Annotated in this window: 15 protein-coding genes and 8 tRNA genes; 13 read left to right on the forward strand and 10 right to left on the reverse strand. The window is 55.8% G+C overall.

Going from position 1 to position 18,851, the window contains the following annotated elements; translation table 11 throughout:
* Both ACJJIF_RS01645 and ACJJIF_RS01650 read right to left on the reverse strand, forming a co-directional pair.
* On the reverse strand, positions 1-717 hold the full coding sequence (locus ACJJIF_RS01645) for an esterase/lipase family protein (protein ID WP_444930515.1): 717 nt from the start codon (positions 715-717) through the stop codon (positions 1-3).
* Between the two features lie 60 nt (positions 718-777).
* Entirely contained in the window at positions 778-1,293 is a 516-nt protein-coding gene (locus ACJJIF_RS01650) for a PH domain-containing protein (RefSeq protein WP_444930516.1), read from the reverse strand.
* 100 nt (positions 1,294-1,393) lie between these two features.
* Here ACJJIF_RS01650 and ACJJIF_RS01655 point away from each other — a divergent pair, with 100 nt between their 5' ends.
* From ACJJIF_RS01655 to ACJJIF_RS01665, 3 genes are all read left to right on the forward strand, one after another.
* Positions 1,394-2,284 carry a patatin-like phospholipase family protein gene (locus ACJJIF_RS01655; protein ID WP_444930517.1) on the forward strand — a complete coding sequence of 297 codons (891 nt, stop codon included), beginning with the start codon at positions 1,394-1,396 and terminating at the stop codon, positions 2,282-2,284.
* Between the two features lie 73 nt (positions 2,285-2,357).
* The gene (locus ACJJIF_RS01660; RefSeq protein WP_444930518.1) at positions 2,358-2,867 is read left to right on the forward strand and encodes a GNAT family N-acetyltransferase; all 510 of its coding nucleotides are present in this window, start codon (positions 2,358-2,360) and stop codon (positions 2,865-2,867) included.
* 143 nt (positions 2,868-3,010) lie between these two features.
* On the forward strand, positions 3,011-3,469 hold the full coding sequence (locus ACJJIF_RS01665) for a GFA family protein (protein WP_444930519.1): 459 nt from the start codon (positions 3,011-3,013) through the stop codon (positions 3,467-3,469).
* 91 nt (positions 3,470-3,560) lie between these two features.
* Here the strand turns inward: ACJJIF_RS01665 and ACJJIF_RS01670 are convergent.
* The 8 genes from ACJJIF_RS01670 to ACJJIF_RS01705 form a co-directional block, all read right to left on the reverse strand.
* Positions 3,561-3,637, reverse strand: a tRNA-Asp gene (locus ACJJIF_RS01670).
* A 47-nt stretch (positions 3,638-3,684) separates the two neighbouring features.
* A tRNA-Val gene (locus ACJJIF_RS01675) sits at positions 3,685-3,760 on the reverse strand.
* 301 nt (positions 3,761-4,061) lie between these two features.
* Positions 4,062-4,138, reverse strand: a tRNA-Asp gene (locus tag ACJJIF_RS01680).
* Positions 4,139-4,185: 47 nt separating this feature from the next.
* A tRNA-Val gene (locus tag ACJJIF_RS01685) sits at positions 4,186-4,261 on the reverse strand.
* A 400-nt stretch (positions 4,262-4,661) separates the two neighbouring features.
* Positions 4,662-4,738 (reverse strand) — tRNA-Asp (locus tag ACJJIF_RS01690).
* Between the two features lie 48 nt (positions 4,739-4,786).
* Positions 4,787-4,862, reverse strand: a tRNA-Val gene (locus ACJJIF_RS01695).
* A 444-nt stretch (positions 4,863-5,306) separates the two neighbouring features.
* Positions 5,307-5,383, reverse strand: a tRNA-Asp gene (locus tag ACJJIF_RS01700).
* Between the two features lie 48 nt (positions 5,384-5,431).
* A tRNA-Val gene (locus ACJJIF_RS01705) sits at positions 5,432-5,507 on the reverse strand.
* Between the two features lie 174 nt (positions 5,508-5,681).
* On the opposite strand from ACJJIF_RS01705, the gene ACJJIF_RS01710 reads away from it, so the two are divergent.
* From ACJJIF_RS01710 to ACJJIF_RS01755, 10 genes are all read left to right on the forward strand, one after another.
* Positions 5,682-6,209, forward strand: coding sequence for a cytochrome c-type biogenesis protein (locus ACJJIF_RS01710; RefSeq protein ID WP_444930520.1), 528 nt, complete (start codon positions 5,682-5,684; stop codon positions 6,207-6,209).
* Positions 6,206-7,435, forward strand: coding sequence for a c-type cytochrome biogenesis protein CcmI (gene ccmI / locus ACJJIF_RS01715; RefSeq protein ID WP_444930521.1), 1,230 nt, complete (start codon positions 6,206-6,208; stop codon positions 7,433-7,435). The genes ACJJIF_RS01710 and ccmI overlap by 4 nt, the downstream gene beginning before the upstream one ends.
* Positions 7,436-7,737: 302 nt before the next feature.
* Positions 7,738-11,241 (forward strand): chromosome segregation protein SMC, encoded by a 3,504-nt coding sequence (smc, locus tag ACJJIF_RS01720; RefSeq protein ID WP_444930522.1) that lies wholly within the window; start codon positions 7,738-7,740, stop codon positions 11,239-11,241.
* Between the two features lie 25 nt (positions 11,242-11,266).
* Positions 11,267-12,283, forward strand: coding sequence for a cell division protein ZipA (gene zipA / locus ACJJIF_RS01725; protein ID WP_444930523.1), 1,017 nt, complete (start codon positions 11,267-11,269; stop codon positions 12,281-12,283).
* A gap of 147 nt (positions 12,284-12,430) precedes the next feature.
* Positions 12,431-14,482: an NAD-dependent DNA ligase LigA gene (ligA, locus tag ACJJIF_RS01730; RefSeq protein ID WP_444930524.1), complete on the forward strand. Its 2,052-nt coding sequence runs from the start codon at positions 12,431-12,433 to the stop codon at positions 14,480-14,482.
* Positions 14,483-14,662: 180 nt separating this feature from the next.
* Positions 14,663-15,097 (forward strand): hypothetical protein, encoded by a 435-nt coding sequence (locus tag ACJJIF_RS01735; RefSeq protein ID WP_108732626.1) that lies wholly within the window; start codon positions 14,663-14,665, stop codon positions 15,095-15,097.
* A gap of 249 nt (positions 15,098-15,346) precedes the next feature.
* On the forward strand, positions 15,347-15,793 hold the full coding sequence (locus tag ACJJIF_RS01740) for a DUF4399 domain-containing protein (protein WP_444930525.1): 447 nt from the start codon (positions 15,347-15,349) through the stop codon (positions 15,791-15,793).
* Between the two features lie 58 nt (positions 15,794-15,851).
* Entirely contained in the window at positions 15,852-17,237 is a 1,386-nt protein-coding gene (locus ACJJIF_RS01745) for a class II fumarate hydratase (protein WP_444930526.1), read from the forward strand.
* Between the two features lie 261 nt (positions 17,238-17,498).
* Positions 17,499-17,699 (forward strand): hypothetical protein, encoded by a 201-nt coding sequence (locus tag ACJJIF_RS01750; RefSeq protein WP_444930527.1) that lies wholly within the window; start codon positions 17,499-17,501, stop codon positions 17,697-17,699.
* A 3-nt stretch (positions 17,700-17,702) separates the two neighbouring features.
* Positions 17,703-18,773 (forward strand): AraC family transcriptional regulator, encoded by a 1,071-nt coding sequence (locus tag ACJJIF_RS01755; protein ID WP_444930528.1) that lies wholly within the window; start codon positions 17,703-17,705, stop codon positions 18,771-18,773.
* Positions 18,774-18,851: the final 78 nt, after the last annotated feature.

The raw sequence follows: 18,851 nt of genomic DNA on the forward strand, positions 1-18,851 counted from the left end.
TTAATTGGGCGCCTGATCGTCGGCCCGCTGAAAGACTCCGTGTTTCAGGTAGTGAATAACCTGGGCAATCACTTTCTTGTCTTTCATCATAAATACATGGGTGACAGGCATTTGTAGGTGATCGTTCATTCCGTCCAGCTTGGTGCTGGCTACAGAGACTTTGCCATCGTCGGTCTCCGGAATAAGGCGGGACAGGATAAGGTTCATACTGCGCGTACCGGCAATAATGCCCACATCAAAATTTGCCCTGCCGAGCTTGTTGGGCACACTCATTGCACCGGTACCGAGCTGTAGCCCGGCATCGCCAAAAGCGAATTTAAACCCCGGAAATGCCCCCAGCTTGTCCACGACTTCACTGCCCTTGTTGGGTGGGCCGAGCATGACAACGCGGTGTAGGTTTTTTATTTCGGCGGCGTGCAGATATTGCCGCACGAGAATGCCGCCCATGGAGTGAGTGACAAAGTTCACCGCCTCGCTGTCACCGCACTGCTCGACAGCGGGTGCTATAGCCATATTGGCCAGTGTCTCAATGGGGTGCTTAGTCGAGGGGTAGTCGATATTGACCGTTTTGAAGCCCTCGGCCTCTATAGTCTTTGCCAGCTTTTCCATTGAGCTGTCTGACTTGGCCAGCCCGTGCAATAAGATCACACAGGCGGAGTGAGCGCTTGCTGATAGTAGGGTTAATAGAGCGGCGATTATCAGGGGGAACTTTCTCATCGGCTTTAACTTCCTGTCGATTTCTAGAGTCTGTTTGGGTATAGCTGCTGCTGCAGTGGTTTAATGGGGGTTGGATTGTGGTTGGCAGTGCTGGCGCAGGATGTCAGCTGCCCGCTCGGGGCTGTCGGGGCTGATAACGATGGTCTGAGCCGTCAGGCGCAATACGACAGCCTTTTGCGGGTCGGTTGCAAATGCGCGGTAGCGCCCTAACTTCTGGTTGTGGAACAGGCCTATATAGCCGAACAACCCCGAGTTGCCAAAGATGCGCACTGATCCCTGCATGGCCTCGGGGTCGGGGGCTACCTCTGATAGCCCTTGCAGGGGGATTGTCGTTTTCCAGCCCGGGCGCAATATTAAGAGGTTGCCATTCTTGATCGCATAGCCGCGTATGGCAAAGAAGGCGCTGAGGGCCAGTATCGCCGGTGGGAGCGCTATGGCAATGCTATACAGGGTCGATGGAAAGGCCGGCGCTCTCGATGCAAGAAAGAAGGGTAGCCCCAGCAGGAATAGTGTGCAAATCGCACTGATGATTTGAAGCTGGCGGCTCCACGGCGCTTTAAATGCAATTGTTGGCATGTTTGGTTTAACTCAACGGATGACCTGAATGCCTCAATCATAGTGCTATTGGAATCCGCTTGGCAAAGGCCCTTAGATTTGGGTTTAACGGTTAGTTGGTATGGATGAGTGTATTGGAGTTAACGGGAGTACCCAGTCGGCCCTTGTTGTAGAGGGGGGCGCTATGCGGGGGATTTTTGCTGCGGGCGTATTGGATGCTTTTTTGGAGGAGAATTACCAGCCGTTTGACTTCGCGATCGGTGTGTCGGCGGGCTCCACAAATTTAATTAGCTATCTGGCGGGGAATCACGGGAGAAGCCGACAAATACTGTTGGACCATGCGCGCAGGGCGGATTTTATAGATTGGCGTCGCTACCTTCGCGGCGGCCATTTTTGTGATATCAGTTGGCTGTGGCACGCGTCGTATCAGGATGTGCCATTGAATGTTGATCGTTATATTGAGAGGGGGGTTCCGCTCTATGCGGTAACCACCAGTATTGATACTGGAGAGGCTCGATACCTGGAGGTGACCCCGAAAAATATGCATCAGGTTTTCCCGGCTTCTTGTGCTATTCCTGTTGTTTATCGAGAGTTTCCCCTGGTGGATGGTGAGCGGATGACCGATGGGGGCCTGGCGGACTCCATTCCGGTGATTCGAGCTTACCAGCAGGGAGCGCGAGATATTACTGTTATCCTCTCCCGCCCGCTGGGATATCGGAAGCTAGAGGGGGCCGCGCCAAAATTTATTAAGCCGTTCTTTCGCGATCACGCCCATCTGTTTGAGGCGGTGCTGGAGCGGGGGAAGAAATATAACCGGGCGCTGGAATTTATTGAAAGGCCACCGCAAGGGTGTCGGGTTTCAGTTATTGCGCCGCCAGATAATTTCCCAGTCCGGCGCTTTACTCAGGAGATAGAGCTGTTAGAGGAGGGGTATGAGTGTGGCCGGGCCTGCGGCAGAGGTTTTCTCAAGCGGCTTGCTACCCCGGAGACTCCTGCGTCTACAGGAAAATAGCCCGAGAATTATCGGCAAGCAATCCCTGTCGGTGGATTCTTGTTAGAGATTTTAATGATGAGGTAATGGACTAGTGGAAGTGCGCTTGCTCGGCATTGCCGATGTGCCCGCGATATCGGCCTTTTACTTGCGCAATGAAGCGCATTTGCGGCGCTGGGAGCCTATTCGAGAATCGGGCTTTCACAGCCCTGAATCTTGGCGGCGGCGGATGGGCTCTAGGGAGCTGCTAAAGTTTGCCGCTTTGGAGCCTGGAGGTGATCAATTGCTGGGGGTGTGCTCCTTGACGAATATCATCCGTGGCCCATTTCAGGCTTGTACCATGGGGTATGCTGTTGACCGCCCCCATGAAGGGCGGGGAATAATGGGCAACCTGTGCCGTCATGTTGTTGATTATGCTTTCGATGTCTTAAGGTTAAATCGGGTGATGGCAAATTATATGCCCTGCAATAACCGCTCGGCAGTCCTGCTGGAATCCCTGGGGTTTGTGGTTGAAGGTAGGGCGGTAAAATATCTGAAGATTAACGGCCGCTGGGAGGACCATATTCTCACAGCCAAGCTGAACCCCAGTTTCGTAGAGATTTGACGCTGGGCGTTAATTTACGCGCCAAATAGCATTTACTTCGGCCCCTGCTTGTAGGAGTCTTGGGCTAGGCTGGCAGATTGTTGCTAATCTATTGCGATTTCATGGAAGATTATGAATAACAGTTTTTGCAAAGGGAGAAGGGTATGAATGGGAAGTGCCTGTGCGGTGCGGTTGAGTTTCATCTGGAAAAGCCAATACCGAATCTCTACCAGTGCCACTGCTCACTTTGCCGCAAGCTGAGCGGCTCTGCTTCGGACAGTGCCATGTTTGTTAGTCGTAACCAGTTTCGTTGGGTGCGGGGGCTGGACAAAATTTCCTCTTACCGAACTCCAACTGGATATCGCTCCGATTTTTGTGGCGGGTGCGGTAGTACGGTTCCCCACTTGATGAGCAATACCACGCACTTCTGGGTGCCGGCGGGGTTGCTTGAGGGGGATATCGAGGGGCGGGTGGTTGCCCATTTGTGTACAGAATCCCGAGCATCCTGGGATGAAATTTCTGGAGAGGCTGAATGGTTCAAAGAGATGCCGGAAATGGATGAGCTGGTGCGGCTGCTGCACGAGAGCGAAGAAAAAGTGGAGAGGGATTTGGTCGAGGGGTAGATATCTCTGGATTGCAATCTGGAACTTGGCCCCAGTTTAGCCTGGCGTATACAAAAAAGCCCCGCTCTTGCGAGCAGGGCTTTTTTGTATATGGCGGACCGGACGGGACTCGAACCCGCGACCTCCGGCGTGACAGGCCGGCATTCTAACCAACTGAACTACCGGTCCGCATTCCTGTCTCTCTTTGTTGCTCTTGCCGGGCAAGAGTAAGAGAGTGGTGGGTGGTACAGGGGTCGAACCTGTGACCTACGGCTTGTAAGGCCGTCGCTCTCCCAACTGAGCTAACCACCCCGCGTCAGGAGCTGCGTATAATAATGATTTTTTCAGTTAGGTCAACAACTTACGGAAGTTTTTCTGAAAAATTGGCAGCGATAAGTCGTTGGGGTTTGGGAGGGGGGCGGTGCTTTAGCGCCGATACTGCGCAATTCAGTTTGGCATCAGTCTTTCAGATTTTTCTGCTGCTTTTCTTGGCGGGTGAATTGGTGGGTCGATTGGTAGTGCGGGAGCGGCCCGCAATAGGCCCGGTGTCCGGTGGGCTATATTTCCCATATACAAAAAAGCCCCGCTCTTGCGAGCAGGGCTTTTTTGTATATGGCGGACCGGACGGGACTCGAACCCGCGACCTCCGGCGTGACAGGCCGGCATTCTAACCAACTGAACTACCGGTCCGCATTCCTGTCTCTCTTTGTTGCTCTTGCCGGGCAAGAGTAAGAGAGTGGTGGGTGGTACAGGGGTCGAACCTGTGACCTACGGCTTGTAAGGCCGTCGCTCTCCCAACTGAGCTAACCACCCCGCGTCAGGAGCTGCGCATCTTAATGATATTTATTTTTTGGTCAACTGTTTTCTGAGAAAAAATTCCCAAAAGTTCTTCAGAATAAAAAAATGGTCGTAAATTGTTCAAAAATAATCAGTGAGAGCCCGCATTGAGTGTGGTTGGTTGTTTTTTGGGTGTGCAGAAAACTGAGGGCTACAAAAAGTCGAAGGTTAAATAGGGGGGATTGCTGGAGCCCGAAATAACTTTGTTTTTTACTTCGCAACTTTCCGGAAGGGTTTGATGTGGGGGTATCTTTTGGGTGGCGGCGAAGGTGTGGCTCAACCTGTAGGGGGCGTCTAAATTGTTGTGCGATAATTTTGAGTTGAGGAGGGCATATACAAAAAAGCCCCGCTCTTGCGAGCAGGGCTTTTTTGTATATGGCGGACCGGACGGGACTCGAACCCGCGACCTCCGGCGTGACAGGCCGGCATTCTAACCAACTGAACTACCGGTCCGCATTCCTGCTTCTCTTTATTGCTCTTGCCTGGCAAGAGTAAGAGAAGTGGTGGGTGGTACAGGGGTCGAACCTGTGACCTACGGCTTGTAAGGCCGTCGCTCTCCCAACTGAGCTAACCACCCCGCGTCAGGAGCTGCGCATCTTAATGATATTTCTTTTGCGGTCAACTATTTCCTGAGAAAAAATTCTCAAAAAATTATTTAGAATAAAAAATGGTCGCAAATTGTTCAAAAATAGTTAATAGGGGGTCGCATTGAGTGCGGCCAGTTGTTTTTTTGGGGTGCGCAGAAAGTTGAGGGTTGAAAAATAAAAGCCGAGAGCGGGATAAAAATGATTGCAGGAGTTTCTTGTGGCGGTCTTGCGTTTGCGGGGGCGGGCCAGCTTTGTTTTTTGCTTTGCAGTTTTCCGGAAGGGTTTAGGGGTTTAGTGTGGGAGCGCCTTGAGCGGCTTCGGGGTGAGGAGGATGCGGCTTAACCTGTAGAGGGTGCCTAAATTGGTATGCGATGATTTTGAGTTGGGAGCGCATACAAAAAAGCCCCGCTCTTGCGAGCAGGGCTTTTTGTATATGGCGGACCGGACGGGACTCGAACCCGCGACCTCCGGCGTGACAGGCCGGCATTCTAACCAACTGAACTACCGGTCCGCATTCCTGTTTCTCTTTATTGCTCTTGCCGGGCAAGAGTAAGAGAAGTGGTGGGTGGTACAGGGGTCGAACCTGTGACCTACGGCTTGTAAGGCCGTCGCTCTCCCAACTGAGCTAACCACCCCGTGTCAGGAGCTGCGTATCTTAATGATATTCTCCGCCGGGTCAATGCCTTTTTTGATTTTTTTTTATCTTTCAATAAGTTAACGCGCTTTTGTGTGAATGTGTGGGCGTGTCCGCAGGGGGCGACGCTGTTATAATCGCCCTAATTCCCGTTGGATAGAGCGTGAGAGAAACTGTGACACAGAAGACCTGGCTGGCCCAACTCGCACTGGCATTCGGTGTGTTTTGTCTGTCTATTGCCGCACAAGCGGTGGTGGAGACCGAAAAGCTGTCCTCCCCCGAGCTGGATGCAAGATATCGCGTATTTATTGAGGAGATGCGTTGCCCCAAGTGCCAAAACCAAAACCTGGCGGGCTCTGACGCTTCTATTTCCTCGGATTTACGCCGTGAAATCCGCCGCTTGCTGGAAGAGGGCTTTACGGACCAGGAAATTGTTGACTACATGGTGGCCCGCTATGGGGATTTTGTGCTCTATAGGCCGCCTGTACAGAAAAATACGCTGGTTTTGTGGTTGGCTCCCGGGGTTTTTGCCGTTATCGGGCTGTTGGCTTTGATTGTAATTGTGATGCGCTCGAGGAGTGGTACTGGGGCCCGGCAGGATGATGCCAGCGGGGAACTCAGCGACGAAGAGCGGCGTCGATTAAAGCAGTTGCTGGGAGAGGAAGCGGTAGATGAAGGCAAAGGCGGGAAGGAAAGTAAATGATTGATATCTGGTTTGGCATAGCTCTGTTGCTGCTGTTGGTGGCATTTGTATTTTTGCTCCCCGCTCTCAGGGCCGCAGGGAGACGTCGCGGCGGTGAGAGCAAACGCGAGGCTATGGCTGCGCTTTATCGGGAGCGCAGCAAGGAACTCCGCGCGGCAGTGCAGAGCGGCGCTATGGATGAGAAACAGTATGCTCAGCTGGAGGCGGATCTTGCCCGGGAGTTACTGGCAGCCGAGCAGGGCGATGAGTCCTCTGAGACTAAGCGGGGCGGCGGACGGCTGCTGATTGTCCTGGCCTTTCTAGTGCCCCTTGTGGCGGCGGCAATCTATACATATTCCGAGCGCCCAGCTGAAGTGGATCTGTATCGGGATATGCTGACCAGTCGGAGCGGGCAGACGACCCCGGAGCAGGAGGCGGAGATTACTCGCAAGCTACAGGCGCGAATTAAGAGCCATCCCGATGACTTGAGCAGTCGCTATGTTTTGGCGCAGCGCCTGTTGGTGAGTGGAGATCTCGCCGGCGCGGTAGATTCGTACCGCTATGTTGTTGCCCGAGAGCCCCAGGCGGCCAATGTTAAAGCCGAGTTGGCGCAGGCACTATTTTTTGCTGGCGGCTCCAAGATAACTGTAGAGATCCGTACCCTGGTGGAAGAGGTCCTACAGGTACAGCCGTCGAATGGCACCGTGCTGGGGCTTGCAGGTATTGCCGCCTTTGAGGATGGTGACTACCGCAAGGCCCGCCAACACTGGCAGTTGGCTCTCGCCCAGCTGCCGCCGAACTCTGCCGCCGCAGAGGCGCTTCAGGCTGGCGTGGCGCGGGCTGAAAGTGCTCTGGCAGATAGTGGTGAGATTGTAGCGGTGCCGGCTGAGGTCGATAGCAAGGACAAGGGCCCGCAGATTCGCCTGAAAGTTACTTTGGCTGAGGGCGTTAAAGCCCCGGCATCTACGCCGGTGTTTATTTATGCGCGCAGTGCTGCGAGCCCCATGCCGCTGGCGATCGTGCGCCTCACCGCCGGGCAGTTGCCGGCTGAGGTTGTGCTGGATGAATCCCGTGCAATGATGCCGGGCAGCTCCATTGCGACAGTTGACACTGTGCAGTTGGTGGCGCGCTTGGCGATTAAGGGGGATGCGCGTCCGGCGCCGGGAGATTGGCAGGGAATCATCGGCGAGCTGCCTAAAGCGCGCTGGGGTGAGGCTCAATCAATAGTGATCGATAGTCAGCTGTAACCGGCTGTGACTGTCGAAAATGAGGTCACAGTGTAAGCTGTGGCCTCATTTTTATTTGCGGTTCGGTCGCAATCTTGCGTCTAATGGGCCGCAGGCCTGGATAGCCCCAACGTTGATGAGCCCTGTTGGGATAAATTGGCATAGAGCAGCGGTCGCCATATTTGGCTTGACCCCTGCGTAGCTGGGTTGATAATCCCGGCTGAATTACTGTGAAGAATAGCGCGGAATGCTCCGGCGGCACCAAGTAAAATTGAAGGTTTGGTGTCCCGCCCGGCAGAGAAGAATATCGAGTTTATAAATACATGCGTCTGAAGTGCATCAAGCTTGCGGGCTTTAAGTCTTTTGTTGACCCTACCACCGTCTATTTCCCGACAAACCTCAACTCGGTGGTGGGCCCCAATGGCTGTGGTAAATCCAACACCATCGATGCCGTGCGCTGGGTAATGGGGGAATCCTCCGCAAAAAACCTGCGCGGCGATTCCATGACGGACGTAATTTTTAATGGTTCCAGTGGCCGCAAGCCCGTGGGGCAGGCCTCAATCGAGTTGGTGTTCGACAACTCTGAGGGCAAGCTCTCTGGCGCCTATGCCTCCTTCGCGGAAATCTCGGTAAAACGCAAGGTGACGCGGGAAGCGCAGAATACCTACTACCTGAATGGTGAAAAGTGTCGCCGCCGCGATGTCACCGATCTCTTCTTGGGCACCGGTTTGGGGCCGCGCAGCTACGCCATTATTGAGCAGGGCATGATCTCCAAGTTGATCGAGGCGAAGCCCGAGGAACTGCGCGTCTATATCGAAGAGGCCGCCGGCATTTCCAAATACAAGGAGCGCCGCCGGGATACAGAAAACCGGATGCGACGCACCTCTGAAAACCTGGAGCGCCTCACGGATATCCGCGATGAGCTGGACCGCCAGTTATCCCGCCTGGAGCGGCAGTCGGCGGCGGCGGAAAAATACAGTCGTTTTAAAGAGGAAGAGCGCAGTTATAAGGCCAACTTACAGGCGCTCAAATACCGTGAGCTGGATGGCCAGTCCAAGGCCAAGCAGCAGCAAATAGGTGAGCTTGAACTCACGGTTGAAGAGTTGGTTACCCGCCAGGTGACTTGTGACACCGGTATCGAGCAAAAGCGCGTGGGTTACCACGAACTCTCCGACAGCTTTAACGAAGTGCAGGGGCGCTTCTACGCCGTCGGCGGGGATATTGCCCGCCTGGAGCAGAGTATTGCCCACGCCCGGGAGCGCTCTACTCGCCTGCACTCCGATATGGCGCAAACCGAGCAGGAGTATCGCGAGGCGGAGACCAATCTCGAAGTGGATCGCGAAAAAGCGGCCCAGTTTGAAGAGGAGCTTGAGATTATTCTGCCGGACCTGGAGATGGTTCTGGCGGCAGAGGAGGAGTCCGCTGCGGCACTGCTCGAATCTGAAGAGCAGATGCGCAACTGGCAGAACGAATGGGATCAGTTTAACCAGGGGGCCTCCGGCTCCCGCCAGAAAGCAGAGGTGCAGCAATCCCGCATCCAGCATCTGGAGACTTCTGGCCAGCGCCTGCTGGAGCGAATCAACAAGCTAGTGGCGGAGCAGTCCGGCCTCCAGATCTCCGACGATGACGAAGAGGCACAGCAGCTGAATGAGCAGCTGGTCGAGCTGGAAATGCAGGCTGAAGAGCGCCGCGAGGAAGCGGCGGAGCGACGCGAGTCTCTGGATCGTCTCCGCCTACAGGAGCGGGAGCTGGCTACTGAGCTCGATCAATTGCGCTTGCAGTTGCAGACTGGGCGCGGCCGCCAAGCGTCCCTGGAGGCCTTGCAGCAAGCCGCTCTAGGGCAGGGCAAGGCCGTTGAAAATTGGCTGCAACAGCAGGCTCTGACAGACAGACCTCGGCTCGCCGATCAGATTAAGGCCGAGTCCGGTTGGGAAACTGCGGTGGAGACCATCCTCGGCCCGCAATTACAGGCGGTGTGTGTTGAGCAGATTGAGTCTGTAGCTGAAGGTTTGGCGGCACTGGAGAGCGGCCAGGCAGTACTGATCGATAACAGCGCAGTCAGTAGCGGTATTGCGGGGGGACTTCCCGCACTACAGGATAGAGTTCAGGGGCCGGCTTCTCTCTCCGGTATCCTCGCGGGGATTTACATCGCAGAGGATTTAACGGAGGCGCTGTGTCAGCGTGCAAGTTTGCAGGCCCACGAGTCTATTGTGACTCGCGACGGGCTCTGGCTCGGCCCCAACTGGTTGCGGGTAAATCGCGCCAGCGATGCGGAGGCCGGGGTTCTGGCACGCAAGCAGGATCTCGAAATCCTGGGGCAGGAACTGGCCCTGTGTGAAGAGCAGATAGAGAGTATTGCCGAGCGAAGGGAGTCCCTGCGTACGCAGACCCTCGATCTCGAGCGCTCGATCGAGCAAGCTCGCACTGAGTCCGAGCAGCTCGGGCGGCGCGAGGGGGAGCTGCGCAGTCAGCTGTCCGCCCGCCGAGCGCGTGCCGAGCAGATGAATGAGCGCCGTATCCGAATCGAGCAGGAAATTGAAGAGGTGCGTGAGCAGCAGGCGCTGGAGGGGGAATCCCTATCGGAAGCGCGCCTGCTGTTGCAAGAGGCCGTTGAGGCGATGAGTGATGATACCGATCGTCGCGAAACGCTAATGGCGCGCCGGGAAGAATTGCGCGAAGCTCTCGATGCCGTGCGCCAGCGCGCACGCGAGGACAAGGACCGCGCCCACGAACTGGCTATGCGCGAACAGTCCGTGCGCACCCAGATGGTGTCTCTCGAGCGCACTTTGCAGGTGATGAGTGAGCAGCTGGAGCGTTTGCGCAGTCGTCGCGAGCAATTGCAGGAGCAAATGGAGGAGACCCAGGACCCCTCACAAGATTTTCAGGCTGAGCTGGAGGAAAAGCTCGGCGAGCGCATTGAGGTGGAAACCGAACTCACCGATGCGCGCAAAAAGCTGGAAGAGGTGGAGACCGGCCTGCGCGAGCAGGAACAGGAGCGCCATAAAGTTGAGGCGGCCCTGCAGGGGGTGCGCGCCCAGCTCGAGCAGGAGCGCCTCGCTGCGCAGACCCTGGAAGTGCAGCGTAACGGCTTGGTAGAGCAGTTGCGCGAAAGTGAGCACGATATCGATCAGCTGCTCGAACAATTGCCTGATGATCTGACGATCAAACAGGTACAGGAAGATTTGGAATTGGTAGCTGCGCGTATCTCGCGCCTTGGGCCGATCAACCTCGCCGCTATCGATGAATACAAGCAGGAGTCCGAGCGCAAGAACTATCTGGATCGCCAGCACGGGGATCTGATGGAGGCGCTGGAGACTCTGGAAAATGCAATTAAGAAAATCGACAAGGAAACGAGAACCCGCTTCAAGGAAACTTTTGATCAGGTAAATGCGGGCTTGCAGGAACTCTTCCCGAAAGTGTTCGGTGGCGGTAACGCCTACCTGGAGCTCACTGGCGAAGATCTGCTCGACACTGGTATCGCGATCATGGCCCGGCCGCCGGGTAAGCGCAACAGCACTATCCACCTGCTCTCGGGTGGTGAAAAAGCGCTGACAGCGATCGCTTTGGTATTCTCGATTTTCCGTCTGAATCCAGCACCGTTCTGTATGCTGGATGAGGTGGATGCCCCCCTTGACGATGCTAACGTTGGTCGTTACGCACGAATGGTTAAAGAAATGTCAGAACACGTTCAGTTCATTTATATTACCCACAACAAGATCGCAATGGAGATGGCGGATCAGCTACTAGGGGTGACCATGCACGAGCCGGGTGTTTCCCGATTGGTGTCGGTAAATGTGGAAGAAGCGGCCGAGCTGGCTTCTGCATAAGGCGTAAAGGGAGAGGCGCTAAAAAATGGATAACTGGCTGGTTACAATCCTGGTTGTCGTTTTGTTGGTTATTGTGGTCGACGGCGTACGCCGGGCGATCTTGCGACAGCGCGCGGCAGTGAAAGTCTCTCGCAACCTGTCGCGGGCCATGCAATCTGAAGTGAAAAACGAAGTGGACCCGCTGACTGAAAAGGCAGAGGCTGAAGCCTCGGTGCGCAAACCCCGCGAGCGGGGAGAGCCCAAGTCCGCGAATAGTGAATTGCCCGGGCAGGCGCGGGTAGTGCATCGCCGCCCACCGGAGGATGCCCTGCATGTGAATCGCCAGGTGCAGGAGAGCTTTATTTCCTCGCGCAAACCCCTCGCCGGCAGCAGCCCGCAGAGAGGGGGTGAGGAGTCGAGTGTTTTCGATCTGGAAGAGCAGGTCCCCACGCTGATGGAGTCAGTGGGAGAGGAGCAGCGCTACGAACCGGCGCTGGACGAGGCCGAAAGTCTCAGCGCGATGGATGGCGCTCATGTTCCTGAACCCGAAGCGGTACCTGAGAGCTCCCATATCGAGCAGCCGGCCCGTTCCCCGAGTTCCGACAGTGCCAATGAAGCCGCCCCGGCGCGCGAGGTGCTGGTTATTAACGTGATGGCGCCGGAGGGGGATTACTTTGAGGGCAATGATTTGCTTCGGGTGATGGTGGCCTGTGGTATGCGCTTTGGTGAAATGAATATTTTTCACTACCACGAGCACGGCGGTGCCGACGGGGCGGTGATCTTTAGTCTCGCCAATATTGTCGTACCCGGTATTTTTGATTTGGCGCAAATGGAAGAGTTCGCTACACCGGGGGTGAGCCTGTTCCTGACACTGCCGGTGGAGGGGGAGGCAATCAAGGCTTTCGATCAACTGCTCTCCACTTCATATCGAATTGCCAAATTACTCGGCGGCGAATTGAAAGACGAAAATCGCAGTGTCTTTACCGCGCAGACAGCGGAGCATTACCGCCAGCGGGTCGTGGAGTACCAGCGTCGCCGAACCTTGGCTATGGCGCAGGGCTAAGCGCGGCCTTTAATAAATTGTTGCCATTTTAATGCGGCCCGATGCCGGTTGATTTTTCCTGTGGAAATTAGCCGTAAGCTCGGGCCGTATTTGCATGTAGAATCGAAAAAAATTTTCTAACTATTATTTTATTCACTCGAATTGCCGATGACTCATCAAACTATTGCCCCCCAAGTGCGCGAGCGCGTGCAGGAATTACACGAAATTCTCCAGCGTGCGAATCACCAATATTATGTACTTGATGATCCCGAGTTGCCCGATGCCGAGTACGACCGGCGCCTGCGCGAACTACAGGCGCTCGAAAGTGAATATCCCCAGTTATTAACCGCAGACTCTCCCACCCAGCGGGTGGGGGCGGAGCCGCTTTCCTCTTTTCAAGAGGTTCGCCACGAAGTGGCGATGCTGTCACTGGATAACGCTTTTAACGATGAAGAGTTGTTGGAGTTTGATCGCCGGGTGTGCGAGCGCCTCAACAGCAAGGGGCCGGTAGAGTACGCCTGTGAACCCAAGTTAGACGGTATTGCTATCAGTCTTTTATACCGCGATGGCGTGCTCGAGCGAGCGGCGACCCGCGGCGATGGCACGACCGGTGAGGATATCACCCAGAATGTGCGCACCGTGGGATCGGTGCCCCTGCGCTTGCGCCAGCTCGATGGTGTCGAAAAATACCCGCAGGTATTGGAAGTGCGCGGTGAAATCTATATGCCCAAGGCGGGCTTTGCCGAGCTGAATCGCAAGGCCGCCGAGGCGGGCGATAAGCTTTTTGTTAACCCTCGCAACGCGGCTGCTGGCAGTCTGCGCCAGCTGGACTCCCGCATAACGGCACAGAGACCGCTGGAGTTGTGTGTATACGGCGCAGGTCTGGTGGAGGGCGGTGTTCTGCCGGAAGAGCACGTCGAGACCCTGCAATTACTCGGGCAGTGGGGCTTTCGCACAAACCGGGAAATGCGTGTCGCTAAAGATATCCAGGGCTGTATCGATTACTACCGCGAAATCGGCGAGAAGCGCGACAGCCTCGCCTACGATATCGACGGCATTGTTTTTAAGGTCAACAGTATTCCCCTGCAGCGCCGCCTCGGTTTTGTCGCCCGCGCGCCGCGCTGGGCCATGGCGTATAAGTTTCCCGCTCAGGAGGAAATGACAGAGCTGTTGGACGTAGAATTTCAGGTGGGGCGCACCGGAGCGGTAACGCCGGTTGCTCGTCTACAGCCGGTATTCGTCGGTGGCGTTACCGTTTCCAATGCCACTTTGCACAATCGCGATGAGATTGAGCGCCTCGGGGTGCAGGTGGGGGACACCGTAATTATCCGCCGCGCCGGGGATGTTATCCCGCAGGTGGTCTCTGTGGTGGAGAGCAAGCGCAAGCCGGGAGGTCGCTCGATAGAGTTTCCCAGCCACTGCCCGGTGTGCAGTTCGCCGGTGGAATCCACCCCCGGTGAGGCGGTGGTCCGCTGTAGCGGCGGTTTAATTTGCAGTGCCCAGCGCAAGCAGGCGATCAAGCATTTCGCCTCGCGCAAGGCCATGGATATCGATGGGCTCGGCGACAAACTGGTGGAGCAACTGGTGGACGAGGGCTTGTTGCACTCGGTATCCGGGTTGTATCACCTGACGCTGGAGCAGGTGGCGGGGCTTGAACGAATGGGGCAAAAATCCGCGCAGAATCTCCTCGATGCACTGGAGCGCAGCAAGGAAACCACGCTGCCGAAATTCCTCTATGCCCTGGGGGTTCGCGAAGTGGGTGAGGCCACGGCGCGCAATCTGGCGCGGCACTTTGGCGAGTTAACCCCACTGATGGCGGCAGATGTCCAGGCGTTGCAGGAAGTTGAAGATGTGGGCCCGGTCGTTGCCCACTTTGTCGCTGAATTTTTCCAGCAGCCCCATGCTCAGGAAGAGGTCGAAGCGTTGCAGCAGGCGGGTGTGCGCTGGCAGGCAGAGGAGCGTGACGAGCAGAACCAGCCCCTGGCGGGGCAGACCTGGGTACTAACGGGCAAGCTGGAAACCCTATCGCGCAGTGAGGCAAAAGATTACTTGCAGCAGCTGGGCGCGAAGGTGGCGGGAAGTGTTTCTGCCAAGACCGGCACCCTGGTTGCGGGGCCCGGCGCCGGTTCTAAATTGACCAAGGCGCAGGAGCTGGGTATTGCGGTGATGGATGAAGAGGGGCTTCTCGACATGCTGCGCGAAAGGGGTTTTGAGATCTAGTTTTTCACAGTGGGGGTGAAGCGCCATTGGATGGCTTGAGTTGTCGAACTTTTGCGCACTTGGCAGGTTCGCGCTTTGTTTTGTGGCTTTCTGGTCGCTTCGCCGTTACAGTTGACACCTTAGATCTATTTTGCCCTGGGTACCTGATGTCCGGCGGCACTGTGGTAAGGAATGGAATTAATGCTTCAGGGCGATCAGGAATCCATCGTTTACGGCTGTATTAAAGACAGCAATAGCCTCTCCGGCGGTAGTGATCGGCGCAGGGTAAACCGCAATGCGGTGCTCGCTCTGCCCAGTGCCGATGAATGGCCATTCTTGTGTCGGGATATGTTTGCCATTCCCACCATCAAGGTAAAGCAGTCCCAATATCAAACGGATGTTATTCACTTTGGCGCTTCCTACCGAGCGGTAGAGTACGAATGGGATTTGTGGATACAAAAGTTTGAAGAGCTTCTAAAGAGCATGTACTGGGTTTCGGCAACGGTACATTTGGAAACCGAACTCTCGGGGGTTCACTCTTTCAGCTGGGAGTCGGCGGGTCTCTACCACGAGCCCGGCAGCGGCGATATGCAAGTGCGCTGTGAGTGGACCCAGGAGGGGCGGGTAAGTATCTGATTTTTAGATCCGGCTGGGGGCCTCTCCGCCACCGGCCTGTGGCAGGGTTGCCCCAAATCGGCAGCCCTGTCACAAATCCTATCTCCCTTTCCCTCTCCGCAACTATATTCCCTGATAGTCTCTGGAACTGAAAATTTGGTCTGTTAAAGTGTCTTGGCCTAACGGTACTGCGGTGCCGTGGCTGACAAGCTGTAAAGCCAGACTATAAGAATTGGCGCGATCTGGGCGCCCTATCAGGAAGAAATACACATGACTAAAACCAGTTCTCTGCTGTTTGCCAGCGCATTAATGCTGTCGCCGCTACTGCATGCGGCCGGGCACGAAAGCAAAATGGATATCAGCAGCAAGGCTCCTGCGGATGCGAAGGTCTATATTATTTCGCCGAAGGATGGAGAAAAGGTACCCCGGACTTTTACTGTAAGGTTTGGTTTGTCCGGTATGGGGGTGGCGCCTGCGGGAGTTGACCGGGACAACACGGGCCACCATCACCTGTTGATCGACGTGGACAAAATGCCGGATATGACCAAGCCCTTGCCGGCGAGTGACCACCTTATCCACTTTGGCGGTGGACAAACCGAAACCCAGCTTACCTTGCCGCCGGGCAAGCATACGCTGCAATTGGTGCTGGGCAACTACCTGCACGTACCTCATAAAAAGCCCGTGATGTCTAAGAAAATCACCGTTGTGGTCGAGTAAGACCGCAGCGGCCAAATAACTTTCTATCGGTGCACTGACTGCACCCGGAGAGATTGAGATGGGTGGTAACTTCCGCACTGAAAAGGATAGCCTGGGCGAAGTTCAGGTGCCGGTTGAGGCGATGTACGGCGCGCAAACCCAGCGTGCCGTAGAGAATTTCCCGATCAGTGGCCAGGGTTTGCCCGCAGAGTTTATCCGCGCAATTGTGCTGATAAAAAAATCTGCCGCAGAGGCCAACCGGGATCTGGGATTGTTGGATAAGGCGCAGGCAGAGGCCATTATCGGCGCCTGCGACAAACTCAACGATGCGGAGCTTGCCACTCATTTCCCCGTCGATATTTACCAGACAGGTTCTGGTACCAGCTCAAATATGAATGTCAACGAGGTGCTCGCTCACCTTGCAGAAAAGCACAGTGATCAGATCGTTAGCCCCAATGATCACGTGAATATGAGCCAGAGCAGTAACGATGTGGTGCCCACAGCAATCCACGTGTCGGCGCTGCTCGCTGTGCGCGATACCCTGCTGCCCGCTTTGCGCCATTTGCACAGTGGTTTATGTGATAAGTCCGCGGAACTCGAGAGCATTGTAAAGACCGGCCGCACCCATTTAATGGACGCGGTGCCTATGACGATGGCACAAGAGGTGGGCGGTTGGGCGGCGCAAATAGAGGCGTGCCGGGAGAGGATTCGCGCGGTAATGCCGCGACTGGCTCAGCTGGCCCAGGGCGGTACGGCGATTGGTACCGGACTCAATGCGCACCCGGACTTTGCCGAATTATTCGCACAAAAAATCAGCGCACACACATCCCAGCAGTTTTGTCCGGCAGAGAATTTTTTTACCGCGATTTCGAGTCAGGATACTGCCGTGGAATTATCCGGGCAGCTCAAGGTGCTGGCGGTTGCGCTGATGAAAATTGCCAATGACCTGCGCTGGATGAACAGCGGCCCCCTTGCGGGCCTGTCCGAAATCGCCCTGGAGGCCCAGCAGCCGGGCAGCAGTATTATGCCGGGCAAGGTCAACCCGGTAATTGCCGAGTCCGTCACCATGGTGTGTGCCCGGGTGATGGGCAATGACACCACCATGACCGTGGCGGGGCAGAGCGGCAATTTCCAATTGAATGTGATGTTGCCCCTGGTGGGCAGCACGCTGTTGGAAAGTATCAACCTGCTCGCCAATGCATCGACTCTGCTGGTGGATCGAGCGCTGGCCAGCTTTGCGGTCAACCGGGTGCATATCGATGCAACCCTGGGGCGCAACCCTATTTTGGTGACTTCGCTCAACCCGGTAATCGGTTACTTGAAAGCGGCGGAGATCGCCAAAGAGGCCTATGCCAGTTGCCGGCCGGTGCTGGATGTTGCCGTTGAAATGACGGATTTGGACAGAGAAACACTTGAGGAACTGTTGGATCCCGCTCACCTGGCCAGGGGCGGCCTGATCAGTTAGGGGCAAAGAGGGCGATTCCCAACACTATTATCGATATAATACCGGTCAGGCACATAAACCAGCGCAACAGCCTCAGTAGCGTGGCTCGATCCTCTGGTTGCAGCATCCTTCTGCTCATTGGTGCCTCCTGCGGCGTTGACAGGAACCTGCCAATCCCTCACGATTCGACGCCGCGTCGGTACAGGGTGCCGACAATATAATGGTAGCGCCGCACAATGTGGCGGACTCCCCTGTTTTGAAAACCAATATACCCAGATCACCATGGCTAAAAGAAGTCGCCGCTCCTTTATTACCAGTGTTCTCGCCTGTGTCGCCTTTGTAGTGGCGGCAGTTTACAGCTGGGACCTGCCTGTTAAGGATGTTGTTACCTATTTCTCTCTTCTCCTGGTGGCGCTGCTCGCCATCATCGCTCTGGCATTTGGGTGCGGGGCTTTGTTGAACTGGTTGCGCAGGCGTAAATAATAGATGGCGTCAACAGAAGAGGATATTCGCATCCCCATTGCCTACCTTGAGCGCTTGCTCGAGGAGGCGACCAGGCACGGATGTGATCGCAAGGAGCTTTTGGCTTCTGTCGATATTGCTGAAACTGAATTGCAGGGTGTCTCTGCATTTTCAGCAGTGAAGTACGGTCGTTTGTACCAGCGCGTGATGTGGCTGGCGCAAAACGAGTGGTTTGGCATGCTGAGCGGCGGCCGGGTCCGTTCGGGCTCTTTTCGCCTGTTGTGCCTGGCGGTGGTCAATTGTGCGACCCTCAGGCAGGCGATTACGCTGTGTGCCGAATTTATGGAAATCTGTCGGGGCTTTAAGGTTAAACCGGTCCTGGAGGAGGGCGCGCACGGGCGCGAGCGGGTTGAAATTCGCGGTATCAGCTCGCTGGCTAACGGCGAATTTGAGCAGTTGCTGGGCGCCACAAGTCCCAGTGTGGTGCGCACAACCCTGGCGGTTTGGCACCGCTTTTACTGCTGGTTGGCCGGGCGGGAAATTCCGCTGGCCAGGTTGCACTTCTCATTTGCCTGCCCGGAAGAATTTCGCAGTCTCGCCCAGAGCGAGGCCAACGAGTTGCTCTTTGAGCAGCCGTTTAATGCGCTCGAATACGATACCCGCTACCTGGAATATCCGGTGGTGCAGAGCCCGCAGATGGTCGAGGACTTTATTCGCACCGCGCCCTACCATCTAGTGATCAGTGACGGCAGCGCCAACAGCATCAAGACCAAGGTGAAGACCATTCTGAACCGGGATGTGAGCGAGTCTATGCCGGCGGCAGAAGCGGTGGCGGACAGGCTCAATATGTCGGTCACGACACTGCGCCGTCGCTTGCAGCAGGAGGGCACCTCCTACCAAAAACTCAAAGACGAATGTCGGATGGAGGCCGCTTTTCACTACCTGAGTTGCCCGGATCTCTCCAATGGGCAGATTGCGGAGATGCTGGGATTCGATGAATCCAGTGCCTTTTTTCGCGCCTTCAAAAAGTGGACGGGAATCACGCCAGGCGAGTACCGCCGGGGCGGTCGCGCCGCAGCTGGCCTGGATATTTGACCGGGCCAGCCACTTCTTTCTACCCTCTCGCCTCGATTTGTCACCGCTTTGGACGGGTTTGGCCATAGAGAGGGTTAC

The organism is Microbulbifer regidiadema (SeqCode) (assembly GCF_052467605.1).